Here is a 25,643-nt window from a genome sequence, read left to right on the forward strand (position 1 = left end):
AGATGGGTTACTTGGTCGGCTCCAGCGCGGTGAAGAAGGTGCCGCTGAGTTCGAAGGGCAGGTAGTCCTTGTGGAACTTGGCGAAGTCAGCGACCGGGTCGAGGTCAGCGAACTCCTCTGGGTGAATCCACTTGGCGAATTGCTCGAGCGCGAAGACGTTGTACGGCGAGTCGTAGAACTGGTGGAAGGCGGCGTACAGATCACCCTTCTTCGGCGCGGTCAGGGTGTCAAAACCCGGAGTCTTCAGCAGGCCTTCCAGAGTGCGCTGTGCGGTCTCTGGGGTGGCGGTGTAGCCGAGTTCGACGTGTGGCAGCACTTCCGGCTTCTTCGGATCGAGCGCCCAAGAACCACCGGTGGCGATGATCTTCTCCGGCTGGACGGACAGGACCTTCTCTGCGGTCACGTCGCCCGATTCGGTGTCGAGGAGGCTGTCTCCGAGGTTCTCACCGCCGGCTGCTGTGACAAGGTCACCGAGGTTGGACTTGTTGACGGTCGAGCAGCAATCCTTGAGACCGGCTGCTCGCCAGACGAAGGTCTTTGGCTTGTCTTCGAGCTTGGCGGCACGTTCGGTGATCTCGTTGACGCGCTTTGTGTAGAAGTCGGTGAACTTCTTGGCATTGTCCTGCTCATCGACGATCTGGCCGAGGAGCTCGACGGACTTGGCGGTATTCTCCAGGGGCTTTTGCCGGAAGTCGGTGAATACGTACTTCAGACCTGCCTGATCGAGCTTGGTGAGGAAACCGGACTGCTCCGCGGCCTTCTTGTGGTCAAGGGTCATGACGACCACGTCTGGGTCGTGGGAGATGAGGTTTTCAACTGTGACATCGCCCTTGGCGATATTGCCGATGGTCGGCATGTCTTTCAGCTCGGGGTTCGTCTCGAAAAGCTTGGTTTCAAACGACGGTGCGCCCGAATGCAAATCGCTGCCCATGGCGACAACGTGGTCACCCGGGTTTTCTTGGTCAAGCATCGCGGTGACAAACATGGCGCGGCCTTCACCGAGCACGACTCGTTCTGGCTGCTTGTCGAAGGTCACAGTGCGACCTGCGACATCAGTGACAGTGAGTTCTCCTTTGTTGTCGGCAGCCTCGTTCGACTCTGCGTCCGCACCGCATGCTGTAGCGACGAAGCTCAGCGCTGCACACCCGATTGCGGCCAGAGTTTTGGTCTTTGGCGCGGTTTTAGCCTTGGCGAAAATATTGACTCTCATGCGTTTCAGTTTCTGCCTTGTTTATTTCTGCGTAATTTTTGGTACTTAGGGTGCACAAAGAGAAGTGAACAGTCACCCCTTTGCTTTAGGCACGCCTTACCTTACAGCTTGAAACGTAGAGAAAAAAGCGCCCTGCTAGTGGTTGTTTTACTAGCAGGGCGTGGAAGTCTTACTTCCTTTCGAGAACCGACTGGAAGCACCTCAGCATCACTTCGCGGTCTTCATTAGCAAGTGGTGAAATAACTTCCTGGCGAACAGTGTCTACATAATCCGGCGCCGCCTCGGCAAACACGTGCCGACCAACGCCTGTTAAGACGACGACATAATCCGAGTCCGGGTCTTCGCCGTGGTCTTCGGTGTGAATAAATCCGCGCTTTTCCAACCTGTTGGTATGCAGCAGCGCGCGGGGATGGTTCCACTTCAGTCGATCACAAATCTTGTCAACATGCAGAATCCCATCCTCCACCTCATGCAAAGCGATGAGCAGGGTAAAGTCAGCGAACGTCAGCCCGGTGCGAGTGCGTAGGCTCCGCTCAATATTGCGCTCTACCTCGCGAAAAGCAGCTACCATCGACTGCCAAAAGAGCTGTTCATCATCACTCAGCCATTCAAATGAGTTCATACTGCTCTAGGCTAATGGTGAGAGCCTCGAAGCGGAGACAAATGAGAAAACACTCACAGAAAAACTTTTGACTACTCTGCTTTTCCGTCGACGGAATCGGTGACCGCAGCATTGGCGGTCGCTGCAATCTTATCGAGCACAGCGGAAATCCCCTGATAGTCGATATTTTCACCGAGCACGTCAAACACAACATGACGTACAAGCTTCACATGGTTCGGCGCCGCCTTCTCAATCACAGTTCGACCGTGTTCAGTAAGCGTGACATCGATACCACGGTTATCGCAGGCGCAGCGTTCCTTAGTTACTAGCCCGCGTCGCTCCATACGAGTAATTTGGTGCGACATTCGGCTGCGGTCCCATTCCAGGGATTCACACAGGGTGCGCATGCGCACTACATTGTCTTCAGCCTCGGAGAGAACAACCAGAACCGAAAAATCTGCAGTGGAAATATCGAGAGAATCTTGCAGCTGAAGATCGATTGACCTGTCAACGGCCCGTTTAGCGTTCAGAATTGAGCGCCATAACCGCTGCTCTTCATCACTTAACCACGGAACATCTTGCATATGTACAGAGCCTACTATCTTGAAACCAAATCCTGAATTTTCATAAACTCCGCTCCTGTCACACGATCAAAGCGGGCTTCATCGCACGTCAGGACTAATACCTGCATATCGCGCCCCGCTTTGGCAAGAGCATTATTCATCCGCCGCAAACGGTGTCCATCTGAATAACCTAATGCATCATCAATAATCACCGGAGCGCCTTGCCCGCCCTCCATGACACCGGCAGCGGCCAAGCGCAGTAGAATGTCCAGCTGCTCCTGCGCTCCACCAGATAGCTCATCGACATCGAACTTGCCATCGGCATTGGACCGTGACTCAACCTGCAAGTCCTCATTCATCGTGAACTGAGTTCCCGCACCGAAAACACCGCCACCGTACTCTTCGAGCTTGCGGAGCAAGGGGTCAGCCAGCGCATTCCGCGATGCCGCGCGTGCCTGTGTCATTACCTCTATGAGAGTCTTGGCGGCAGCTGCACGTCGACGCATTGAATTCCGATCTCGCTGTGTTCGCTCCACTACTCCCTCAGCAGCTGCCAGTTTCTCATTCGCGCTGTCGAAATAGTCCAAGTGCACCCGAATCTCTTGCCGACGCTTTTCCAGCTCAGCCAGGCGATTCTCAACTGCATCCCGTCGCTGCTTAGCGCCCGCGAGCGATGCTTCCACGTCGTCGGCATCCCGCTGCGCTAGTTCCTTCTGGGCCGCAGCCAGTTGCTCTTCTGCCGCCTCATAGTCCTTGCCTCGGTTTTCCACCGCAGCAAAGATCTCGGCATCCGAGGCTTTTTCTCGCGTCGCCGTGAGCGAATCTTCGCGGACCTTCAGGACGGACCGAGCCCCTTCAAGCTCGCTGCTGGCCTTCGTATAGTTGGCGTGTGCAGGACGCTTCTCCAGCTTCGACAAGCGCATATCAGCACTGTCGCGCTCCGACTCGGCATCCCTACGCCCCACTGCAGCTTCTTCCAGCCGGGACTTTGCCGATACCAGGTCAATCTCCGTCGGCGCTTCCTCGCCCGCAAGTTCCCGATACCGCTCGCCGTGTACTCGTGCTTCTTCCTTCGCATCGTCCAACTCTGCTGTGAGCTGGTGATACTCCACACCGTCGGACACCGCAGTTATGGATGTCTCCACCTGGAATTTTGCTTTTTCCGCTTCACGACGTCGTGTGTGTGCCTTTTGTGCTTCCGCGACAGAATCAGCGCCTGCCGCCTCAAGCTGTTCTTTGAGCGATGTCTCTGCTTTTTCTAGCTTGCGCTGCTGCGAATCTGAGCCGTCTCCGGGCTGGATAGCAACCGTGACGTCGCCGACTTCGATGGCCAATGGCTTAGTAACCGCACGTTGAACTGTCTCAGCCTCCGGAGCTAGCCCCACTTTCTCGCCGTCGACCGTGACCTCCTGCGCACTGCTAGCCGAGAGCTGCATACTCGGGCTCGATGCCTCCAGCACAGCGGTGGCTGTTGCAACTTCGCGTTCGCAGGTCAACAGTTTTTCCATTACCTCTTCGGTAACGGAATTCCGAGTAATTATCTCCTTGTGCTCTGCCAATTGCGCGCGGAGCGCATCGAGTTTCTCCACTCGCTTCGACAGGGCTTCAACCAAACCGCGCTTCTCTCCCAATGCAACTTCAGCTGCGGCCAGTTCTTCTGCCTTTCGAGCTTCGCGGTACGTGTTTACAACCGCATCGCGATCTTCCTGCGCCTTCTTTAAAGCTGCGACCTCCTTATCGAACGCTTCCTTAAATTCAGCAACTTTCTTCTCTGCGGCAGAATGCTGATCGTTGGCTTCTTGTGCCTGCTGAATGAAAGCTTCGCGCTCTTGCTGAGCCTGTTTAGCTAAGTCCAGCTGCTGCTTCGCCGCTGCAGAGACCTCCTGTGCCTGGGAGACGGCAACCCTGAATTTTTCGAGTTCTTCTAGTGCCTGGCCCCAGTGCTCGACTTCGTTTTGGGCTTCTGGCAACGATGCCCGCTGCGTTTGCTGGCTTTCTTCATTACGAGCAGCTTCCTCATTGAGCGCTTCGAATTCCCGGACCTTTTTCGCCGCTTCGTCGCGCACCTGCTGGGCTTCGGCCAGCTCCTTGTCTACGTCGGTAAGCTGCTTGCGCTCTTTGCCATTTTTTTGGAAATAGTTGCCGTATTCGGCTTCAACGGCTTCAAAAAGGCCTACCTCTTCTGCGGTTTCCGCGCGCTGCCCCGATGCCGACTGCAGTGCGCTAGTGACCTGTGCATAACCGCCCAAGGAGAGGGTCTTTTGTGCTTGCCCCTGTTCAGCAACGAAAACCTGCCACAGGTTCTTGGTATCTGCATTGTGCATTCGGGCGGCCAGCCACTCCTCCGCCTGGTCATCTTTGAGAACCTCGGCTGTCGGAGAGTGGACGGTGACGATTGTGCCGGTGTCCTTGGTGCTACCAAAGATCTTGTCCAGCGTAAATTCGTAGCCGTCAAGCTCCAGCCGGAGCTTAACCTGCGGCTTTTCCTGGCTGGAGTGACTGTTCAGACTAAGCGCTTCGCTTGACTTGGACTTCCATTTTGTCGTCAGTGCAACGTGAATAGCTTTGGCGATTGTCGTCTTACCCGACTCGTTTTCACCGGAAATCACTACCACGCCACGCTCGGCGAGCCCTGTGATTGAGAGTGAATCAATCGCACGTACATTGTGTAATTCGATGTCGTGAAAACGCATGATCTATTCCTTCTCTCCGGCTAGGCGGGCCAGCAAGCGAAGCGCATCAGCTGCTGCGGTGGTTTCAGATTCTGATAGGGGGCTACCACTCTCGGTTCGCCCTTTACTCAAGACCGTTAGTTTTTCTGCAGCTATGAGCGGATAACCGGTGAGATTGAGATTAGAGATATCCCCTTCGGACGGAACCACCGTTAAATCGGAGCCACTTTCCCGGCGATAAAGTGCAGCGAAAAGCTGTTGGTACTGCTCAAGTCGGTTTTCAAAGGTAGTCGACTCTGACAGTGTCACGGTTCCTCGCAATGAATACTTCACCGCTGTGTCTGTCTTCGTCTCTATACCGTCCAGTTCAGCAAAGAACTCATCGAGGTCTTCCGCGCCAGTGATATCCATGTCGATGGCATGAAAAGCCCACTGCCCCACTCGGTGGGAGGCCACGGTGACTGAGCCTTTTTCGGGGTCGTCCTCTGCGATGTCGACGACTAGCGCATTGCCGGAATCCCGTTCTTTGTCGTCATACGCTGTGGTTTCGTGTGCGCCGGAGAAATAAACTCTGCCAGCATGGTCAAGTTGGCTCGTGGAGTGGGAATCCCCCAGCGCCACATAGTGCAACGCCCCACGGTCAATAGCCTGTTCCAAGCTGGTCAAATCAATGGTGGCTCCCGCATCAGCACCAAAGCCTTCTACTTGGCCGTGTGCGACCATCACTCGGATTCCATCGGCCGGCTCAAGCTCCGTGGCTATTTCCGCCACGATGTCGTCTGCCGAATACTTGCCGCGTACTGGCACACCGATGAGTTCCACCCCGTCACGGATGGAAATGGGCTGGCTGTCGCGAATTACGTAAACTCCTCGGTCTTCCAAAGATTCGAAAGCGCTACGTCGATAAATGGAAGAAGCATCAAGCGCATCATGGTTGCCGGGCAGGAGATACACCGGCACGGGTAGCTTGGCTATTCGCTCAAGAGCCCGCAAGAACACCTTGTCCGGCAATGTGTTGGAATCGAACACGTCTCCAGCGACGACGATGAACTCAGCGCCCTCGCTGGTCGCCAACTCACCGATGCGGTCGATGGCGTTGAGGCGACTTTCGTGGAACCTAGCTTGGGCTTCACCGCCATCGAGCTCTAGGAACCACCGAGTCATTCCCAGTTGCCAATCTGAGGTGTGAATGAATTTCATGACTAGTGCTCCTTTTGTCCCAGGCTCAGCGATTCCTGCAGATGTTGCCAACAATCTTCCAAATCGGCGACTGCACGAATGGTCTCTCTCGAAATTACGCAGGTTGGCTGCAATGCTTCATGCAGCAAACTACGGTCGGTAACTGTTAGTGGGTCAATAACCTCGAGCGAAGGAACACTGACTCGTTCCAAATCATTGCCCCAGTAGTCGGCTTCGACTGCGAAAAGCTCAGCAACCTTTTTCTGCTCGTTGTCACCGCCATCTTTTCCACCAGCGCCATCCGAGTTCTGGGCGGTTTTATTGGGATCTTCCCGAACCGCACCGCCAAGTCCGAGGCGCTTTGGCGCAGTCCGGTTTCGCAGCTGTGTTAGTTCCTGAAGCCGGCGTTGCAATTCGCGCTGCGGATAATCGCGCAGCTGCAGTAGCGACAGCGGATCGCGGTCGATATCAGCGACAAGTTGAGCGGCAACTGCAACTGTGTGCTTACACACAGGTGCCGGGTCCGGGCAGGTGCATTCGCTATAAGTGTGCTCTTCACCATCGCACAACAGCATTTCCATCTGCTCATACGGCAACTCGCCGTGCTCAAACTCTGTGAAGGCCGACGGATTGTTCACCAACCACCGCAGTACATCGTCAGTTTGTTTCTGCTCCCGCCGTGGGAACCGAATAAAGACTGAGAATGGTTCCGGCTGGCTGCCCTGCACTTCCCCGATGATGTAACCATCCGCGATTCGAAGCCCGAGCACATTGCCGTCGAACCTGTACTTCTCGCCTCTGTGAACACGACCCGAATCGGCGCCACGGATGATGAACTCCCACACCCACCGGGCAAAAGTAGTACGGGGCTCGACCGCCACACGCGCTGAGGTTCCACGTCGCTGCTGCCCGGTAAATGCACCAGCCCAGTCCTGGGTGGCCAGGAGCTTTTCAATCGTCGAGCTGGTTGCTGGCGCGCTTCGCGCCGTAGTCCTTTTACGACCGCGCTTTCCAGAGGGGCCCTTGCCAAACTCGGCAAAGATGACATTGTCGCCCCATGTCACGTCTCCGTCACCGGCCATTAGTACCACCTCTTCTGGACTCTAAACGGTGTCACATTGTTGGGAATCGAATCGTCATCCGAGGTTGCGGAATCCGATGCCGTGGCCTCTGGGTTCACCCCATCGGTCACCGTCCCACCGGACTTTGACTCCGCTGCGTCCATCGATTCACGCAGTGACTGAATCTTGTCCTTGTCCAATTGCCACAGAGACCGCAAACGGTGAAAATCCATCTCCGTCAGCTTGGTTTCGCCAGCACGCACAACTGCATCGGCCAATTCTGCTTTTTCAAAAATCAGCTCGTCGATGCGTTCTTCAAGCGTTCCAACACTGACCAGCTTGTGCACGTGCACGTCTTTACGCTGACCGATGCGGTAGGAACGGTCCGTGGCCTGGTTTTCAACCGCTGGATTCCACCACCTGTCAATGTGAATGACGTGGTTGGCAGCAACCAGGTTGATGCCGACACCCGCTGCGAGAGTCGATAGCAAAATGATTGGCGGACCGTCCGGGGCATTAAACTCTGCCACTACTTTCTCGCGCTGTCCCGGAGTCATTGCCCCCTGAATAAACGGAATGTCCACGCCCAAGCGCTTGCTGAAATGAGGGGCAAGCATCTTGCCAAACTCCACGAACTGCGTGAACACAAGCGCGCGTTCACCGTTTTGCACAATCTCATCGACGAGCTCTTCCAACCGTGCGACCTTGCCCGAGCGATGCTGCCCATGATTAAGCAGCCCCGAGCCGTCGTGCTGGTAGTGCGCTGGGTGGTTGCAAATCTGCTTCAACTTCATGATGCCGCCGAGGATGATGCTCTTTCGCCCGAAGCTGCCAGAACGATTCCGCTTCGAGCGCTTAAGCTTGTCCTCGATATCCTTCACGGCCTCCTGATACAAGAAAGCCTGCTCCGTCGTGAGAGGAACCATCTCCACCTGCTCATTCTTCTTGGGCAGGTCCGGCGCGATAGCTGGATCCGACTTGAGTCGGCGCAGGATAAAAGGTGCTGTAATCGACTGTAATTGCAGCAGCATTTCCGCATTCCCATCACGCTCGATGGGAATCGCAAACTTGTTGCGAAATGCATTCGCCGAGCCCAGCATGCCTGGATTACAGAAATCCATGATGGTGCGCAGTTCGCCCAAGTCATTTTCCACCGGAGTACCAGTCATGGCGATGTTGTGTCGCGAGCCCAGGCTCCGCAGCGCTCTGGATACCTGTGCGTTGGGGTTCTTAATTGCCTGTGCTTCGTCAGCAATCACATGATCCCACTGCACTTGGGCGAGTTCGTTCACATCGCGGGTAGCAACACCATAGGTCGTCACAACAACATCGTGTTTTCCGATAAATTCTTGTAGTTCCCCACCATGAGGGCGGTTTGAACCATGCAGCAGCCCAACCTTAAGCTCTGGAGTGAACTTTGCCGCTTCTGCTGCCCAATTGCGCAGCACACCTGTCGGAACGACCAGAAGCGAAGCCTTGTGCTCTTGATCCTTCGCATCCGCTTGACGACGGCAGCGCTCATACTCCAACAGCGCCAGAATTTGCACAGTCTTACCAAGCCCCATGTCGTCAGCGAGAATGACACCAAAGCCGCGGTTGGACATATCCGCCAGCCACTCCACACCGCGCTGTTGATACTCCCGCAGCTCACCGACAAAACTCGGTGGCACCTCGACCGACTCTGCGAGGGCCGTGGAACCGTCTGAGTACTTCGACACCAACGCCTTGAGCCAAGAGGGATCCCTGGGGGCGACTGGCACTGCTGCTGGAGCTTGAGACTCCAAGCCACCGTCGAAGACCAGCTCTTTCAGGGTGGCTTGCCCCTTACCGGTCTCCTCCCCGGCCTTGGTCTGCTCCACCAAAAACTTCAGGGCTTCTCTAGCTACCTCTGGGTTCGCGTGCACCCAGTGGTCTCGCAGATGCACTAGCCCCGTACTCGATGCAGCGAGCTCACGCATTTCCGCTTCCGTCAGTACGGCATCCCCCACGGCCAGCTTCCACTCGTAATCCACCAGTTGGTCAAATCCGAGTTTCGGTTCCGAACGGCGCCCAGCAGGCCCCGTCGGATCTAACTGGACGACTTCAGTGTGCAACTGCAGGGTGGTCTCCACTGACTTCCAGTTCGGCGGCAGCATCACATCGATATCAACCTTTGCCAGCTGCGAGATGCCATCAGTCATAAGCTCTATCAGCTGCTCTGAGGTCAGCAGCAGATCCAAGCCCGGGTGTCCCGCTGCTTTCGCATATTTGAGCGTTGGGAATGCCTCCTGTGCCGCCAATAGCTGCGGGCGAAGCAGCGACAGCACGGACCGGCGACACATTTCTGGATTCAGGCGCTCCGGAGCTGCGACGCCGATGCGGTAGTACATCCGCAATGGCCATAGAGTCTCATGTTCCACCGCAGCTGAACGAGGATTGAAGCGAGTTACTGAGCCGCCTTCTTCATCCGCTCGATTCCGCAACTCCAACAGCTGCGGAAGATCCACATCCGGCAAGTCTTCCAGCTGGCCTTCAAAACCAACAGGTTCCTGCACCATTAGCTGCAGACGAACATCCTCACCATCGGCCGACAGCCTCCACTTTGCCAGTGACTGCGCCACCCCCGGCGTCGCACGCCCCAGGGACTGAGACTGCAACAACGACCGCACGAAACTCTGCCGCTGTTCTGCCGGTTCATCCAGATCGGCCAGAAGCGCGTTGGTGACCCAATGAAACATCCGATTGATGAAATCCTCAGCCACCGTGGCGCCTCCGTTATCAATCAATACCGGTGGTGTACGAGAAATGACCTGACTCTGCCAAGCAATCTCACTCAGCCCCTCCGACATCCGCCACGTCGGCCACCACTCATTGTCTTCCCACGTCAGCGCCACCAATGCCCGCCCAGAGCGTGCGAAAGCATCCAATCCCTGTACAACATCCACAAAGAACCGAAGATCCGGTGCCATCGCCGCCGAGGAAACTTCCTCCTGCAATTGCACCAGTGCCGTCACCGCAGCCCATGGCGGGAACACCCATGTGGGTACCGCTTTCTCTACTGCCCGCCCCTTCGGTGTGCGCAGTTTTAGCGTCAGTTGCGCTCGACTCCCCTGGTCCAGCACTGCAAAAAGCCGACGCTGATGCGCCGGGACTTCCAGCAAATCCACGTCCGCAATAATCCGGTGCCCCTCTGGCCGCTCCACCCATAGGTGAAGACCCGAATCATCTTTCCAGACCGCGTGCAGCAGCAACGGCACCGCTGACTTAGCAACTTGGTCCATTACTTCCTCCCCACTGCTTGCTCAGTCATCACCGTCTAATCACCCGGCGACTTCGCCACCAGATATTTGTTCAATGAAGATTCTGCCACGCACCCCGGATCAGCTTTTCCACCACACCACAACATTAGCACGCATGTTCGAATTATGTATCTTGCAAAAATTACTCCTCCTCTACCCAAATACCCCTTTTCCCAGGTAATTTGTCGCACTTAACCGATTTTTAAAAGCTTTTTCAACGCTTCTTATCTTGCAATGCAGCGCATCACATGAAAACGTCGTATAGGCCACAAGAATTAAAAATGTGTGACTCGTGCAATAGTTCTGCCATGGTTCGCATGTGCCAGTAGGCTCCGCTGACTGTCGAAGATAGTCCGGAAGCTGAAGCTGTGCTGAATCGCGAACCGCAGGTTCCACCGTGGACGTCGGCCACTTTTTGGCTCGATGCTGCCGCGGCGCTGTGAACGTCGTCAAGCAGACTTGATTAAGCGAAACTGAGTTGTGCGCCGAAAATGCTTTTTGGTGCGCTAGGTAGTGCGCGAGTCCGACTGTACGACTAATAAATAATGAGGAGTTGCCCTGTGGACCAACACACATGGTTCATCATCGCACTAGTCATTTATCTGCTGTTGATGGTCTACATCGGTTGGACCGGATGGAAAAAGACTGCAGAGTATGACGAATACATGATTGGCGGCCGCGGCCTACATCCGTTCGTCGCGGCACTGTCAGCGGGTGCATCGGACATGTCCGGCTGGCTGCTGATGGGTCTGCCCGGCGCGATTTACCTTTCGGGTCTGAACCAGACCTGGATTGCAATCGGCCTGGTCGCAGGCGCATGGCTGAACTGGAAGTTCACCGCACCACGCCTGCGTAGTTACACCAAGATTGCTCGTAACTCGATTACCGTGCCGTCGTTCCTGGAGAATCGTCTGCACGATACGTCGAAGGTGCTGCGCGTTGCCGCAGGCCTGATTATTTTGCTGTTCTTCACCTTCTACGTCTCCTCGGGCATGGTGGCAGGTGGCCGTTACTGGGAGTCGACGTTCGGTGGCAACTACCTCGTCGGCATGCTGTTGGTAGCGGCTATCACTGTCGCGTACACCCTGTTCGGTGGCTTCCTGGCGGTGTCTTACACAGACACGGTGCAGGGCATCATTATGTTCATCGCACTGCTGGCGGTTCCGACTGTCGGCATCATCTACCTAATCAACAATGGCAACTCCGCCTCGGACATCTTCAGCTTTGCTGCTAACAACCCCTACCCGGGCAGCGAGGGACAGCCGGTTGAGGCCTTCTTCGATCCGTTCGCTGGCATTCCGCTAATCACGATTATCGGTCTGCTCGGCTGGGGTCTGGGCTACTTCGGCCAGCCGCACATTATCGTTCGCTTCATGGCTCTGCGTAGTGCAAAGGACGCAACCGAGGGCCGCCGCTGGGGCGTTGGCTGGCAGGCACTGTGCATGCTCGGCTCCGTCCTCGTGGCGCTGACCGCAACTGTTTTCTTCGCTACGAACCCAGATGCTTCGGTCACTGATGCGTCTTCCTACGAGACCATCTTCCTGGACATGACCCGCATCCTGTTCCACCCGCTGATTGCAGGCCTGATTCTGACTGCAGTACTGGCAGCAATCATGTCCACCATTTCCTCGCAGCTGCTGGTGTCTTCCTCCGCGCTAATCGAGGACCTGTTCAAGGCAACGGTCAACAAGTCCCTGCGTCCGAAGACCTACATGGCTCTCTCCCGCGTCGCCGTCGCGCTGATCGCCATCATCGCCGCAATCATCGCTGCTAACCCGAACAGCTCCATTCTGGATCTGGTTGGCTTCGCGTGGGCTGGCTTCGGCTCGGCATTCGGCCCGGTGCTGCTGGCCGCCCTCTACTGGTCGCGCCTGAACACGCCAGGTGCTGCTGCCGGCATGATCACCGGTGCGGTTGTCTCCTTCGCATGGGGCATGAGCTCGCTCAGCGACACTCTCTACGAGATCGTCCCGGGCTTCGCCGCTGCAACTGTCGTGATGATCATTGTCACGCTGCTTACCAAGGAGCCGAACGAGAAAATCAAGGAAGAGTTCGACCACGCAGCAAAGCAGGCTCTGGTCTAACGCTTTGATCTAGGCTTGGCCTCCGCTAGCCCCGCAGGCTAGCCCCGGCGCATACCTACAAGGGAACCGAAAAAGTATTTTTCGCGCCCAACTAGGTATGCGCCCTTTTTTATTTGCCATCCTGGCCGCCTCCCTGACTGCCGCCTTTGTCTCATCCTTTGCGCTTACGCGAGTTCTCGTCACCTCCTCCCCCGCGGGCTCGGAGACGGAAGCCGTCGTCAAGCAACTGCGCACCGTACGCGTCGTCGCCGACCGCCCCACCGTCACCGGATACAAGCGCGAGCGCTTCGACGTCTGGGCAGGTTCTGCCGATTGCAATACACGCCATAAAGTGTTGGCGGCGTGGTTCGGGGGCTCTGCGTGTTCGCTTGACGACGGCTCCCCGCGCGAAATCCCTGACCCTTACACGGGTGACCCGGTTGGTGCGCATGAGGTCGATATCGACCACATTTATCCGTTGGCAGCGGCGTGGGATTTCGGAGCCTACGCCTGGGATCCCGAGAGGCGTCGGCAATTTGCCAACGATATCGAGACCAACCTCGTGCCCACACGAAGCGCGGTCAACCGGGATAAAGGAGATGCCAGCCCGGCCGAATGGCTTCCCGAGGATGCAAAGGCGTGTGACTACTCGCATCGTTACTTAGCGGTGGCCATTAAATGGGACCTGCCCGTATCCTCGGCAGACTGGAAGGCGATGGCAGCTGCGTGTGGAATCCGCGCGAGGAAAGGCACGAAATAGAGAAAATAGTGCGAGCACGTTAAGTTAAGGACTGGTCTTAATAAAGAAATATCCAGGCCACTCCTCGCTTGAACGCGAGGCCTACATTCAGTCGTGGAAAGGTAATACGTGCAAAACGTAGTTCTTATGGTTCACGTCCTGGCGGCAATCCTGCTGCTTGGACCGGTGACTGTCGCAATTTCGATGTTCCCGAAGCTCGCGCTTGCAGCCCGCGGCGGAGAGGCTGGAACGGTCGGCGCCGCGCGCACCATGCACGCCATTTCGCGCACCTACGGCATGTGGTCGCTGCTCGTGCCGCTGCTCGGCTTCGGTGTCATGTTCACCGATGTGTCGACCTACATGAAGTCCGGGGCAATGCACGCCGCAATCCTGCTGGCTATCATCGCCTGGGCACTGTTGTTCTTCCTGGTCATTCCGCGTCAGCGTCTGATGATGGCCGGCCTCGGCATCGCTGACGAAGACGAGGATGCTGACGATCCGGAGTTCATCGAGCGTCGCAAGAAGGCTGAAGAGCTCGACTGGGACAAGCAGAAGGGCCAGCTGGCTATGTTCTCCGGCATCTTCTCCCTGCTGTGGGTTGTCGCCGGCATCCTGATGTTCTTCATCTAGAGCTCACGCTCAGACACAATAAAACTGCCGGTGCGCCTGTACGTTTCGGCCCGACTTTTAGGGCTTGGAAGTACATGCGCACCGGCAGTTTTTTTATTTTCTAGGTCAGCGCCAAGGGCGGTCGTCGGTTGTCGCCTGACGACGCTCCCCCCCCAGCTCACCTCACCTAGCAGGTTTAGCGGCGTCCGCCTCGGTAACCACCGCGACGGTCATCACGGTCACCACGGTAGCCACCGCGACCGCGACCGCCACCACGACGGTCATCGCGACCGCGACCACGGCCACCGAAATCGTCACCGTCATCGAAGTTTCCACGGTAGCCGCCACGGCCACGGCCACCACCACGGCGGTCGTCGCGACCGCGACCACCACGGTATCCTCCGCGACCGCGGCCGCCATCACGACGATCGCCACGGTAGCCACCACGGCCACCGCGGTAGTCATCGCTGTCGTCGACCGAGGTGCCGTCGTCAAGCTTCAGCCCAATGAGCTGGCCGGAGATGCGAGTATCGGAGAGGTTGTTGATGACTTCTTGCGGCAGGTTGGCCGGCAGTTCGACCAGTGTGTGGTCGCCACGGATGTCGATGTGTCCGAAGTCCTTGGAGGACAGGCCACCCTCGTTGGCGATGGCGCCGACGATGGCACCCGGGCGGACGTGCTGGCGACGACCGACGCTGATGCGGTAGGTTGCGGTGCCTTCGCGGTCGAATTCGACCAGGTCAGCGCGCTTGCCCTGACCGCGCTCACCGCGGGAGCGACCATCGCGGCCACGGTTGCGGTCGCGATCGAAACGATCACGGTCACGGTCGTTACGACGGCCACGCGGCGGCTCCTTCATTAGGAAGTCGCCCGACTGTGCCTGCGCAGCGATAGCGGCGGCGATATCAACCAGTGGGGTGTCGTGCTCTTCTGCGTACTCCTCGATGAGCTCACGGAAGACCGGAACCTGCGAATCAGCAAGCGCCTCGGTCAAGTCATCAGCGAACTTCTGCTTGCGAGAGTCGTTGACCTCATCGACGGTCGGCAGCTTCATCTCGTGCAGCTGCGACTTGGTTGCACGCTCGATCGAGCGCAGCAGGCGTCCCTCACGCGGGGTGACAAAGAGCAGCGCCTCGCCGGAGCGGCCAGCGCGGCCGGTACGACCGATGCGGTGGACGTAGGACTCGGTGTCGTGCGGAATGTCGTAGTTGACCACGTGGGAAATGCGGTCAACGTCCAGGCCACGAGCAGCCACATCGGTTGCCACCAGGATGTCCAGGCGGCCGTCCTTGAGCTGATCAATCGTGCGCTCACGGAGAGTCTGCGGGATGTCGCCGTTGATGGCAGCAGCGGAGAATCCGCGGGCACGCAGCTTCTCGGCGAGCTCCTCGGTCTCGTGCTTGGTGCGCACGAACATGATCATCGCTTCGAATTCCTCGACTTCGAGGATGCGGGTCAGCGCGTCCAGCTTGTTGCGGTGGCTGACCATCAGGAAGCGCTGGCGAATGTTGTCCGCAGTGCGAGTCTGGGACTTGACGGTAATCTCTTCCGGCTCCGTCAGGTACTGCTTGGACAGGCGACGAATCGCAGCCGGCATGGTAGCCGAGAACAGCGCGACCTGCTTGTCATCCGGGGTGTCGGCAAGAATGCGCTCGACATCCTCCTGGAAGCCCATCTGCAGCATCTCATCGGCCTCGTCCAGCACCAGGAAACGCAGGTCGGAAATGTCCAGCGAGCCCTTCTCCAGGTGGTCGATGACACGACCAGGCGTGCCGACGATAATCTGCGCACCTCGGCGCAGACCCGACAGCTGCACTCCATAGGACTGACCACCGTAGATTGGCAGGACCTGAATCTTGCCCAGGTGATCAGCAAACGACTGGAAGGAGTCCGCAACCTGCAGCGCCAGCTCACGGGTCGGAGCAAGCACCAGAGCCTGTGGTGCACGGACGGAGCGATCAATGCGAGCCAGAATCGGCAGCGCAAACGCCGCGGTCTTACCGGTACCAGTCTGAGCCAGGCCGACGACGTCGCGGCCGCTCATCAGAGTCGGGATAGTTGCAGCCTGAATTGGGGACGGAGTCTCAAACCCAACCTTGCGAACTGCATTGACAATGTCATCCGGCAGCTCAAGCTCATCGAAGCCGACGGTGTCGTCGCCGTTGTCGTCTTTGTTCTTTTCGGCCTTCTTCTCGGCCTTTTCCTTGACCTCAGCCTTTTCGGTCTTTTCCTCAGCGGCCTTCTCTTCGACCACCGGTGCTTCCTCGGCCACTACATCCTCGGCCTTCACAATTGCGTCCTCGCGGTTTTCGCGCTGATCCTCGCGGTTTTCCTCGACGCTGCCATTCATTTCATTATTAGCCATTTGGGGCTCTTCCTGGGCCTTTTCGCCCGCACACTCAATATTCAACAGTTGATTACTCACAGTTGGGTCGCACATACATGACCCGCCCAATTTACGTTCTTGTTTTTCAGTGCTCTCACGTCGGAATTGCGATGACATCGCTTCTCTTGCACATACTTCGAAAAATTGCGCCCAAACCCAATTCAGCTTTTACTTCCGAGGAGGGGCGCCCATCATGCACTATGCACTTTCAAGCGTTTCACCAGCGAATTTATACCGCTGCCAGATTCTCTGCGACATTGTCGTCAGGATTTCACACCGATTGCCCAGACTACGCCACCGTCGGTCAAAAAACCATTTCCTGTCCGCAAGGTCACGACACTAGACGGACGATTTCTTGGACGAGGCCCGGCGCTGGGGCCGTCGTCAAGCGAGCGCATTGCACCCACTTCGGGGTGCCTACTTTGTAATTTCCTAGGGTGAGCTGGCTAACATTTTCCCTACAAGTTTGTACACATATCAGCTATTTTCCGCCGTGGAACACCCACCGTTCGGCGGATTTTTGCAATTTCGCAACGCATAAGCCCAAGGTCGCTAGAGAATGTCCAGCTATAACAACGCACCAGAAACGCAGCCGTCTTCGCCCCGGCAGTCCCCGCTAAAACCACATTCTCCCGAGGAGATTTCTGGGAATGGCAGGCAGGAAAATAAGGCACCGTCGAAGCTCTCGGCAATGATTGAAGTTCTCGGGTTTCCGGGCTTTATTTTGGCGGGTTCGGCGCTGGCATTCTTCTTCCCCGCCCCGTTTACTCCGCTGACGGATTACATCACGTACTTCCTGATGATCATCATGTTCGCGATGGGCCTCACCCTGACCATCCCGGACTTTAAGCAGGTCGCTAAGCGCCCGTTGGCGATTCTCTTCGGCGTTATTGCGCAGTTTGTCATCATGCCGCTGCTGGCGATTGCCGTGGCTAAAGTCCTCGGACTCAACCCGGCACTCGCTGTTGGTCTGCTCATGCTGGGCTCTGTTCCGGGCGGCACTTCGTCGAATGTCATCGCATACCTGTCGCGTGGCGATGTCGCGCTGTCCGTCGCCATGACCAGTGTGTCGACACTGGTCTCGCCGATTATGACGCCGTTTCTTATGCTCGTGCTTGCCGACGCGCACACGGAGGTCGACGGCCTCGGGATGGCCTGGAGCCTCTGTCAGACAGTCCTCCTGCCAGTGATTGGCGGTCTGATTATCCGCTTTGTGGCCGATACCTTTATTAACAAGATCCTCCCAATCCTGCCGTGGATTTCTATTCTCGGTATCGGTGGCGTGGTCTTCGGTGCCGTGGCCAAGAACGCTGAGAGCCTGGCGAACATTGGCCTGATTGTGTTTGTGGCTGTGATCATCCACAACGTTCTGGGCTACGTGCTCGGCTTCTTTGCAGGCCAGCTGGTGGGGATGCCGACTGCGGGCAAGCGCACGGTGGCCGTGGAGGTCGGCACACAGTCCGCTGGCCTGTCCTCCGGTATGGCAGCGAAGTTCTTTACCCCGGAGGCAGCGCTTCCCGGCGCGGTGGCCGCTGTGGTGCATAACATTACTGGCGCTATCTATGTGGCTATTTGCCGAAAGGTCGATGAAGGCAAGGAAACTAGCAAATCCGCTTCTGCTTAAGCTGTTTTTGCTTCGGCTTCTTTGGCTCCGCTGTTCGACGAGTGGGCTGGTAGAGTCTCTCGCCCGAAGATCCAGCCCACCATTGCGACCAGCGAAATGACACCGCAAACAAAGAAACCGGCCTTGAACCCTGCGGCATCCACAATTGCGCCGACAATCAGCGGGCCAGAGATCGCTCCGAAGTCCTGAGCCATCTGGAAATTGGCCAGCACCTTTCCACCTTGGCGGTTGGCGCCGATGACGTCGGCAAGCACGGCCTGCTGCGATGGATTGATCATGCCAGCGCCGAAACCCGCGAGGACGGAGAGAATCAGTAGCGGAATGGCACCGCTGCTAAATCCGATAGCGCCCGTGAACACGCCGTTGATGAACAGGCCCGTGATGAGCAGAGGGCGACGGCCGATGCGGTCGGAGAGACGGCCGGAAAACTGCAGTGCCGTGACATTGCCGAGCGCGAAGGCCGTCAGCGCGAAACCAGCTGTGGCAGTGGCGGCTACTGCCCCATCGCTGCCCGGTTCTGGGGTGCCAACATGGGAAAACGTTGCCGCGGCGAACAGCGGGACAATCGCGACGCGCACACCGAAGTTCGACCAACCGTTGGCGAAGGCTCCGACTAGTGCGCTCCGATATGCCGAGTCACGGATTGCCTCGGAGAACCTCAGCACCGGGGTCGTGCGCTTGGGCACTACATGGCGAAGATGCTCCGCACTCAGCGACATGCCGACCACAATCGTTGCCACGATCAGCGCCCCACCGTAGATGAAAAACGGCATCCGCATGCCCCATGCGCCCATTGCAGCACCAATGATCGGGCCAAAGACATTGCCCAACAGGAAGGCTGTGCCGTAGGCGGCCGAGCTCTTACCGCGGATCTCCGGCGGTGAAATCCGCACAATCAGCCCCATTGCCGAGACCGTAAACATCGTCGAACCGATGCCTCCGAGCGCACGAAACGCCAGCAGTTGCCAATATGTCTGCGCAACACCGACAAGCAAAGTCGAGAACGCGACAATACTGATGCCGGTTAGGTACGTGCGTCGATATCCGAGCTTCTCTACCAGTGAGCCCGATGCCGGCGCGAAGATTAGCCGGAAAATGGAGAACGAACTGACCACGAAGCTGGCCGCGAACACCCCCACATCGAAGCTGCGCGCGTACTGCGGCAAGATCGGTGCAATCAGACCGAAGCCCAGCGCAATGATGAACGCAGCGCTGACCAGAATCCAAATCTCTCGCGGAATCGGCTGTTTAGTCCCGTCTAATTCACCCTGCCAAGAATCCCGACCTTGTGGTTTGCTTCCCACCTCCGATGCGATATCCGGCTGAGATTCGCACTTTGCTTTACGACGAAGCAGGTCGCGCGAACGGGAAGCTGACAAGGTAACGGTCCTTTCTAAAACCTCTAGTCAGAGTCGCCCATTTCACTTTCAATTCGCCGGGCCAACTCTTTGCCAATCAAATGAGGAATTCCAACTACTAGTGCATTACCCATGCAAAAGGCACGATGGCCGTCGGTCATTCCTGTGTCCGTCCATCCCTTAGGGAATCCTTGCAGAGCATCCAGTTCATCTGGAACTAGACGACGCAGTCTTCCATCCACCTTAACCACATGCTTGAAACGGGAGGCCGATTTTCCGCCTTCACCAGTCAAAATCGTTCGGGAGGGCTTTTCCGTCGAGTCCGGGAAGGACATACTCCCCTCACTGTACAAATACGTAAAACCAGTCTTTTTATTGACTCGTTCTTCGCGCTTTGAACCCTTCAGATACTCCCACTTATGAACTTCATCCGCGTGAATAACGAAAGAATCTGGAACAGCAGACTCATCAACAAGGACATCCCCAAGAACTTGTCGAGGCCCATCATAGGACTCAACCACAGAAAATGTCAGCGCCTTGAAGTTCTGCATTATGCCTCCAGTTTCGAATGGAGACTTCTTGGCACCTAGTGAAAACGTCTTTGTTGCTTCATATGGATCCTCTGGAATCACAACTTCTGTGAAATGCAGAGGTTCCTCAATTGGTAAAGCCGCGGCCATGATGCCATCCTTAGCGCGCTGCTCTAATTCCCAGGTGCCGGGATTCTTAACTGCATAGATGTAGACCCGCTTACGTCGCTGCGGAAAACCATACTCAGCACTATTAATCACCCTCCACTCGACGGAGTAGCCGAGGTCACCGAAGCACGACAACATAATTGCAAAGTCGCGACCTCGCTGAGTAGCAGGGCTCTTCAGCAATCGATCAACGTTTTCCAACAAGACATACTTGGGGCTCTTTAGCTTAAGGAACCTGTAGATATCCCACCAGAGGACACCTTTTTTCCCTTCAATCCCACCTGCTTGCGATAGCGGTTTGGCAACTGAGTAGTCCTGGCACGGAAACCCTCCCACAACCATGTCTACATCGGGAATTTCGAACAGCCCGGCTTCCGCATTGTCGAGAACAACGTTGATGTCTTCATTCACACAGCTGTTCTCCCCGAACCTGTTTACATAACAGCGCCATGCAAACTGGCGAGCTGGAGTTCCTGGTGGTTCCCACTGGTTAGCCCACACGGTCTCAAATGGTCCTGCCGCCGGAAGAGATGCTATACCGTCGCTTTGATCCTGATAGCCGTCTAAGCCGAGGCGAAAGCCACCTACTCCCGCGAACAATTCGGCTACGCGAATGGTTTTATCAGACACGTTTCTCCAATCGCTACTGTGTTCTGATACGTCAGAGTGATTCTAACCATGACACAGAGGCCGGATCAAACTGGCCGATAGTTAACCAAAACCGCCGCCTTATTCGAACACTATTTCTAAATCTCTAGGAATTTAGAACCCGACTGATCTCATCACCCACGTACCCCGCGTTCAACCAAAAGGACTTTTTGACCACAGTTTCACCTCGCGGAGTAACAGCTGTATCTGCCTTGTTTCGAGCCTTCGGCCGAACGTGACAGCAACGGTTCTCCGTACTCTTAACCGACTCGCTAGCGCGCCCGTCGATTACACGCTCCCGCATCAGGTCGTAACATGCACGTGCCTCTACCAAGTCAGAGTCAGGCATCTGCCAAAACAGTACGTCCGCTAGTCGAAACTCTCCAAGATTCGACTCATCTTCGCAGAAGACAACAAAAAGGTACTTCTGCGCCAACTGCTCACTGAACTCGCTTTGCTCGAAATCTTGCTCCACCAAATCACGGTAGGAAAACCTTGGAAAAGATAGGGATTCCTTGGGCTTTCCATTTCTCTTCAAACGGATAACCTTAGGGACGATCCCAGCTTTTACAAACTCAGCAATTTCAGATTCCTTGTCCACACCGAGAATACTCTTAACAATAAGACTGCCAATATGCTTAGGAAGGCGGGTGTTACTGTAACCCAAGCCTTCAGCCAAGCTAGTAAGGGTACGATTCATATACGGCGCGAATCGCTTCTTTACCAGCCCAAGCAAATCCATATCTGCTTCTGATTGCTTTCGTTCAATCTCTTGAGCATTAAGCATGCCGTTGAGAATGACATCAATATAACTCCGCTTAAAGGCCCATGCCCGAGGCTTCGCCGGCTCATCCGAGAATGGCTGCTTCCGCGTAATCGTGCTATTCGCTGCCTTAGTACAGGCTTCCAGGTACATCGTGTCACCAGATGAAATGGTGTGCGCTTGTCCTCGTCGGACCTTCTCCTGAATCAATTCCCAGTCACTGCGAAGCTGGACAATGTCATCCTGCGACAGTTCCCAAAGCTTCGCGAGAAGAACCTGGTAATCGACAGGATTCTTATCCTTTTCAAAAAGGTATGCCACTAATAGCATGCGGCTAATCTTGGCCAGCAGATGCGACTCAACCCACTGTTCCTCAGGGAGTGAAAAGTAGTCAATCATCGAAAGGACAAGACGTTCCTTTGCGGAATAATCACCTTTTTTAGTCAATTTCATCGGCGTACTTTTTAGTTCGACGCCTATTTTTGTAAAGTCTGCTTCTGCATTACTGTTAGCCGGAATCTTGAAATAGAGTGTCTCTAACGCGGAACCGAATGCCCCTCGCTTTACCCTCGGATCATCCAAATCCTCGACACCAAGTGCCTCTCGAAGAGATTTTCCGACTATCTTTTCGGCGTAGTTTACAACTGACTCCACATCAGAATCGTCATAGCCTAGCTCAGTCGAAAAGCTCTTCATAGCAAAAAATGTCCCATCACTCGATTCCTGCATATCTCTTTTCGTATGCTGGTGCGTTTAGCTTATATAATTTTGCGGCCAAAATACGAAAGCCAAACCCCTACCCCGCCACTGTGGCGGAATAGGGGGTTGAACGGAGCGTCGTAAAGCGAACGCCCTATCTACGAGACTGCGGTGACCTGATTAGAACAGGCTCGGCAGGTTCGCCTGCGAGGAAATGTTGCTGACAGACTGCGTTGCCTGAGCGGTCGCACCCGACAGCTCCGGAATCGGCAGCTCCGGGAGAGACGGGCTCTCCGAGATGATGTCGGCAATCTCCGGCGGGACCTCGACGCCCTCTGGGAGCAGCTCGCCAATCGGGCCCAGCTCCGGCTCTTCCTGTGGGACGTGCTGCTTGGTGTACTGGGAGTCCTCGTCAATCGTGCGGAACTCGGACTGCGGTTCAGTGGAGGTCTCTACCTTGAAGCGCTCGTTGACCTGGCCGTCCGGGATGTCGTACTGCTCTTCAAGAGCAACGTCAATCGGCTGGAAGCGACTCAGCGGGCCGATGCCCATGGAGTTAACGCCAATGGCCTCGCGAGTCTCCGGGTTGAAAGCGTTTCCGCCCGAATCGCCGTGGTCAATCGGAGCGATAGCCCAGACACCATTGCGGACTCGGAAGACCTGGAAGCCGCAGCCACGGCCGGTACGGGAACCGTCGGTGCACACGGGCTCACCGAGGTTGTCGAAGGAAATCTCCATCGGCTCGAGAGTGCGCTTGTCCTCGATACCGACGATCTGAACCGGCTCGCCGTGGACGTTGCCGAACTCATCAACAGAGTGGGACATAGAGGTGGTCTTGATGTCGTCCTGAACCTCAATGATGCCGTAGTCACCGCTATTGAAGAGGTCGTTGAAGAACTCCGGCATAGTGGTGTTTTCGTCGAAGTCACCCTCTTCCGGCATGACATCGGTGCCCATGTAGTCCTTGTTGACCAGCTTGTCGCCATCCTTGGTTGGGATGAAGAACTGGCCGGTGACCTCTTCGCCGGTTTCAGTATCCTTCGCCACAACACAGTGGCCGGCAGTCATGATGACACGATGCGAAACGCCATTCTGATCCACAACGGTGCCAGGAACTCCCAGAGAGCACATCGGGGACTGAACATGACGTCCATCGATGTTCTTGCTGCTCGGGAACGGCATTCGCAACGGCGAGCCCGGGCCGATGACAACATCCGAGTTTGCCGGTGCAGCCTCAGCTACCGCGATTCCGGGCACAAAGCCACCTGCAGCTACCGACAGTGCAGCCGTAAGTGTGGCGACCTTCTTCGAACTGACCATAGTGTGCGCTACTCCATTTCTGTACAGAAAACTTGTCCCTCTCAGTGTATTAGGGACACCTTTACAAAGCTCTCCAAAAATGGAACCTAGGGTGAAATTCTCAGTCGAGGAACCGTTCAATCGCCTTCACGGCACGCGCATTACGCATCAAAAAGTTTGTTCAACAGCAATGCAAGAGCCAGAACCATCCGCCTTGGATGATTCTGGCTCTCTTAACGGTTCGGGGGTGATTTTTGTCAGATTCTCAGACTGGTGCTAGCCCTCAAAGCTTGGAAGCTGAATTTCTGCCAACTGAGGCAGCTCAAACGGCTGTGACGATTGTGGCAATTGGGGCGATTGTGGCAGCTCAGGCAGTTGCGGCGACTGCGGCAACTGGTCCACAAGATCAGTTAACTGCGGTACAGAACCTTCCTGAGAACCCTGCGAATTCTGCGTCCGGGCGTACTCCTGATCCGCCGCCATATCCTCGTTGAGGGTGCGATAGGTGGAGTCGCGCTGAGCCGTGGAATCCGATACCTCGAAGTGGTCGTTTACTTGACCGTCGGGAATGCCGTAGGCCTCCTGGATGGCAATATCCGCGGGCATCACACGCGAGACCGGACCGAAGGTCATCGAATTCACGCCAATAACTTCATTTGTGGTCGGATCGTAGGCATTTCCGCCCGAGTCACCGTGGTCAACGCCGATACCAACCGTCCAAATGCCGTTTCGAGCCCGGAATACCTGATAGCCACAGGCACGTCCGGTACGCATGCCGTCCTTACAGATAGGTTTGCCAAAATTATCGAAGGAGACCTCGCCACGCGGCAGATCTTCATTGTCTTGAATGCCAGTCATCGCTACAGGCTCCCCGTAGCTCTGACCATTTTCATCGATGGAGTAACTTGCGCCGGTAGTTTCTACGTCTGGATCAAGGTTGATTACTCCATAGTCTGCACCATTAAAGGCCGCCGGCAACGACTCCAGTCCGGCATCTTCCTGCGGCACTTCCCAACGGTGAGCACCTGTCGTACCAATGCGCTTATCGCCTTCGGTGGTTGGCACATACACCTCACCGGTAACGATTGGCAGACCCACATCCGGAGCATCATTCACACAGTGCCCTGCGGTCAACATGACCCGATGCTTTTCCCCATTGCGGTCCGTCACCGCTCCCGGAACACCCGCCGAACACATCGGCGAGTTGACATTTCGGTGCCCATCCCACGGGCTTCCCTCCATGGGAGTTCGAATCGGGTCACCCGGACCAACCACGACAGCATGTGCCGCGACCGGGGCTGCTAAGGACAAAAGTGCTGCGAAAGCCGATACCGCCATTCGACTTCTTGCGTGCTTCATTGAGACGAATCTTTCAAATTTTTAGTTTTCCTTTAGGACCATCCCCCACACTAATCCACCACCCCACCCCCAGAAATAGCGTTTTCTCAGACTCTTGGACTTTTACAAAAGTCGTTATCGAATCGTTTCCACAACCCCACATGTCCCTGCAATAACACCAGGCACCTAGCCAATTGACTACCCCCACTTGGGTAGCCAATTGATGCTAAACATATCTCGAACATTAGTTCTATATGTTCGAAAATGCGAGTCCGGGGTGTTCGATAACTTGTGAGCCATGAACACAGCAGACGAGTTTCCCATTCATCGCCGCCTAGCTCTTCCCCCACTATCCGCTACCTACCGTGCAGAATGTTTCGAAGACCTCGACCTCATCCGCACAATCCTCTGCCACCCCACCATCGCCCGTAGGCATTCGCCCGACGCGCTAGATCACACCTTTTCGCTTCCCGACGGGCCTGTGGTCACCGTCCGCGCGTCGCGGATAGCGCTTCCTCGCGCACTGGTCTCTCAGCTTGCCGACGTGCACGCGGAATACTTCATCCTGAAGGATGAGCCCATGTTCATGTACTCCGTTTCCGTCAAGGTGGCATCCTCATCGGAGGTAGTCCTCCGCGGAATTGGCGGTTCGAATCGGACGCGGGAAGAAAACCGCCGACGTACTCGGGCTGTGGCTGAGGCTCTCCATCGTGCGCAGGACTGCAGCAAGATACACGAAAACGGCACTGACCTCGCACTCCCCGGGCGCCGTTATAGCTGGATTGGCACCAGGGGCGCGCGGCCACTGCCGTGTCCTAACGAGCTCTTTTCTTCTCGCCCATCAGCGGCTTAGCA

18 protein-coding genes are annotated in these 25,643 nt (G+C 56.1%); 5 read left to right on the top strand and 13 right to left on the bottom strand.

Annotation, left to right across the window (positions count from 1 at the left end; translation table 11 throughout):
- Positions 1-7: 7 nt before the first annotated feature.
- The 7 genes from HMPREF2681_RS08495 to HMPREF2681_RS08525 all read right to left on the bottom strand — a co-directional run bounded on the left by HMPREF2681_RS08495 (position 8) and on the right by HMPREF2681_RS08525 (position 10,546).
- Positions 8-1,210 (bottom strand): ABC transporter substrate-binding protein, encoded by a 1,203-nt coding sequence (locus HMPREF2681_RS08495; protein ID WP_070429338.1) that lies wholly within the window; start codon positions 1,208-1,210, stop codon positions 8-10.
- Between the two features lie 169 nt (positions 1,211-1,379).
- On the bottom strand, positions 1,380-1,832 hold the full coding sequence (locus tag HMPREF2681_RS08500; protein ID WP_070437896.1) for a MarR family winged helix-turn-helix transcriptional regulator: 453 nt from the start codon (positions 1,830-1,832) through the stop codon (positions 1,380-1,382).
- 71 nt (positions 1,833-1,903) lie between these two features.
- Positions 1,904-2,395: a MarR family winged helix-turn-helix transcriptional regulator gene (locus HMPREF2681_RS08505; protein WP_070546785.1), complete on the bottom strand. Its 492-nt coding sequence runs from the start codon at positions 2,393-2,395 to the stop codon at positions 1,904-1,906.
- A gap of 14 nt (positions 2,396-2,409) precedes the next feature.
- A complete protein-coding gene (locus HMPREF2681_RS08510; protein ID WP_070546788.1) occupies positions 2,410-5,067 on the bottom strand; it encodes an ATP-binding protein in 2,658 nt (885 codons plus the stop codon).
- Positions 5,068-5,070: 3 nt separating this feature from the next.
- Positions 5,071-6,246, bottom strand: coding sequence for a metallophosphoesterase family protein (locus HMPREF2681_RS08515; protein ID WP_070546791.1), 1,176 nt, complete (start codon positions 6,244-6,246; stop codon positions 5,071-5,073).
- 2 nt (positions 6,247-6,248) lie between these two features.
- Complete coding sequence (locus HMPREF2681_RS08520) at positions 6,249-7,307, bottom strand: hypothetical protein (RefSeq protein WP_070546793.1); 1,059 nt, start codon at positions 7,305-7,307, stop codon at positions 6,249-6,251.
- Complete coding sequence (locus tag HMPREF2681_RS08525) at positions 7,307-10,546, bottom strand: DEAD/DEAH box helicase (protein WP_070546796.1); 3,240 nt, start codon at positions 10,544-10,546, stop codon at positions 7,307-7,309. Before HMPREF2681_RS08525 ends, HMPREF2681_RS08520 begins: the two co-directional genes overlap by 1 nt.
- A gap of 578 nt (positions 10,547-11,124) precedes the next feature.
- Between HMPREF2681_RS08525 and putP the strand changes: the two genes are divergently transcribed.
- The 3 genes from putP to HMPREF2681_RS08540 all read left to right on the top strand — a co-directional run bounded on the left by putP (position 11,125) and on the right by HMPREF2681_RS08540 (position 13,996).
- Positions 11,125-12,648: a sodium/proline symporter PutP gene (putP, locus tag HMPREF2681_RS08530; RefSeq protein WP_070546799.1), complete on the top strand. Its 1,524-nt coding sequence runs from the start codon at positions 11,125-11,127 to the stop codon at positions 12,646-12,648.
- A gap of 97 nt (positions 12,649-12,745) precedes the next feature.
- Positions 12,746-13,387 carry an HNH endonuclease family protein gene (locus HMPREF2681_RS08535; protein WP_070546802.1) on the top strand — a complete coding sequence of 214 codons (642 nt, stop codon included), beginning with the start codon at positions 12,746-12,748 and terminating at the stop codon, positions 13,385-13,387.
- Between the two features lie 108 nt (positions 13,388-13,495).
- Positions 13,496-13,996, top strand: coding sequence for a hypothetical protein (locus HMPREF2681_RS08540; RefSeq protein WP_049172012.1), 501 nt, complete (start codon positions 13,496-13,498; stop codon positions 13,994-13,996).
- A 175-nt stretch (positions 13,997-14,171) separates the two neighbouring features.
- Here the strand turns inward: HMPREF2681_RS08540 and HMPREF2681_RS08545 are convergent, their stop codons facing one another.
- Positions 14,172-16,340, bottom strand: a complete 2,169-nt coding sequence (locus HMPREF2681_RS08545; protein ID WP_070546805.1) for a DEAD/DEAH box helicase — start codon at positions 16,338-16,340, stop codon at positions 14,172-14,174.
- A 712-nt stretch (positions 16,341-17,052) separates the two neighbouring features.
- Between HMPREF2681_RS08545 and HMPREF2681_RS08550 the strand changes: the two genes are divergently transcribed.
- Positions 17,053-17,985, top strand: a complete 933-nt coding sequence (locus tag HMPREF2681_RS08550; RefSeq protein WP_070546807.1) for a bile acid:sodium symporter family protein — start codon at positions 17,053-17,055, stop codon at positions 17,983-17,985.
- On the opposite strand, the gene HMPREF2681_RS08555 is transcribed toward HMPREF2681_RS08550, so the two are convergent.
- The 5 genes from HMPREF2681_RS08555 to HMPREF2681_RS08575 all read right to left on the bottom strand — a co-directional run bounded on the left by HMPREF2681_RS08555 (position 17,982) and on the right by HMPREF2681_RS08575 (position 24,809).
- Positions 17,982-19,364: an MFS transporter gene (locus HMPREF2681_RS08555; RefSeq protein WP_069358839.1), complete on the bottom strand. Its 1,383-nt coding sequence runs from the start codon at positions 19,362-19,364 to the stop codon at positions 17,982-17,984. The two genes, HMPREF2681_RS08550 and HMPREF2681_RS08555, sit on opposite strands and share 4 nt — an antisense overlap.
- A gap of 23 nt (positions 19,365-19,387) precedes the next feature.
- Positions 19,388-20,671: a DNA (cytosine-5-)-methyltransferase gene (dcm, locus tag HMPREF2681_RS08560; RefSeq protein WP_069358840.1), complete on the bottom strand. Its 1,284-nt coding sequence runs from the start codon at positions 20,669-20,671 to the stop codon at positions 19,388-19,390.
- Positions 20,672-20,795: 124 nt separating this feature from the next.
- Positions 20,796-22,181, bottom strand: coding sequence for a Sau3AI family type II restriction endonuclease (locus HMPREF2681_RS08565; RefSeq protein WP_069358841.1), 1,386 nt, complete (start codon positions 22,179-22,181; stop codon positions 20,796-20,798).
- A gap of 150 nt (positions 22,182-22,331) precedes the next feature.
- Positions 22,332-23,471, bottom strand: a complete 1,140-nt coding sequence (locus HMPREF2681_RS08570) for a trypsin-like serine protease (RefSeq protein ID WP_242451381.1) — start codon at positions 23,469-23,471, stop codon at positions 22,332-22,334.
- A gap of 255 nt (positions 23,472-23,726) precedes the next feature.
- Positions 23,727-24,809, bottom strand: coding sequence for a S1 family peptidase (locus HMPREF2681_RS08575; protein ID WP_246822716.1), 1,083 nt, complete (start codon positions 24,807-24,809; stop codon positions 23,727-23,729).
- Positions 24,810-25,086: 277 nt separating this feature from the next.
- Here HMPREF2681_RS08575 and HMPREF2681_RS08580 point away from each other — a divergent pair, with 277 nt between their 5' ends.
- Positions 25,087-25,641: a hypothetical protein gene (locus HMPREF2681_RS08580; protein WP_070546815.1), complete on the top strand. Its 555-nt coding sequence runs from the start codon at positions 25,087-25,089 to the stop codon at positions 25,639-25,641.
- Positions 25,642-25,643: the final 2 nt, after the last annotated feature.

This window comes from Corynebacterium sp. HMSC064H12, assembly GCF_001809925.1.
In the GTDB taxonomy this organism is placed as follows: domain Bacteria; phylum Actinomycetota; class Actinomycetes; order Mycobacteriales; family Mycobacteriaceae; genus Corynebacterium; species Corynebacterium jeikeium_D.

Bases quoted from the DNA above. Each gene is read 5' to 3' on its own strand.
- HMPREF2681_RS08495 (WP_070429338.1), bottom strand. From the start codon at position 1,210: ATGAGAGTCAATATTTTCGCCAAGGCTAAAACCGCGCCAAAGACCAAA.
- HMPREF2681_RS08500 (WP_070437896.1), bottom strand. From the start codon at position 1,832: ATGAACTCATTTGAATGGCTGAGTGATGATGAACAGCTCTTTTGGCAG.
- HMPREF2681_RS08505 (WP_070546785.1), bottom strand. From the start codon at position 2,395: ATGCAAGATGTTCCGTGGTTAAGTGATGAAGAGCAGCGGTTATGGCGC.
- HMPREF2681_RS08510 (WP_070546788.1), bottom strand. From the start codon at position 5,067: ATGCGTTTTCACGACATCGAATTACACAATGTACGTGCGATTGATTCA.
- HMPREF2681_RS08515 (WP_070546791.1), bottom strand. From the start codon at position 6,246: ATGAAATTCATTCACACCTCAGATTGGCAACTGGGAATGACTCGGTGG.
- HMPREF2681_RS08520 (WP_070546793.1), bottom strand. From the start codon at position 7,307: ATGGCCGGTGACGGAGACGTGACATGGGGCGACAATGTCATCTTTGCC.
- HMPREF2681_RS08525 (WP_070546796.1), bottom strand. From the start codon at position 10,546: ATGGACCAAGTTGCTAAGTCAGCGGTGCCGTTGCTGCTGCACGCGGTC.
- HMPREF2681_RS08535 (WP_070546802.1), top strand. From the start codon at position 12,746: ATGCGCCCTTTTTTATTTGCCATCCTGGCCGCCTCCCTGACTGCCGCC.
- HMPREF2681_RS08545 (WP_070546805.1), bottom strand. From the start codon at position 16,340: ATGGCTAATAATGAAATGAATGGCAGCGTCGAGGAAAACCGCGAGGAT.
- HMPREF2681_RS08550 (WP_070546807.1), top strand. From the start codon at position 17,053: ATGATTGAAGTTCTCGGGTTTCCGGGCTTTATTTTGGCGGGTTCGGCG.
- HMPREF2681_RS08565 (WP_069358841.1), bottom strand. From the start codon at position 22,181: ATGCAGGAATCGAGTGATGGGACATTTTTTGCTATGAAGAGCTTTTCG.
- HMPREF2681_RS08570 (WP_242451381.1), bottom strand. From the start codon at position 23,471: ATGGTCAGTTCGAAGAAGGTCGCCACACTTACGGCTGCACTGTCGGTA.
- HMPREF2681_RS08575 (WP_246822716.1), bottom strand. From the start codon at position 24,809: ATGAAGCACGCAAGAAGTCGAATGGCGGTATCGGCTTTCGCAGCACTT.
- HMPREF2681_RS08580 (WP_070546815.1), top strand. From the start codon at position 25,087: ATGAACACAGCAGACGAGTTTCCCATTCATCGCCGCCTAGCTCTTCCC.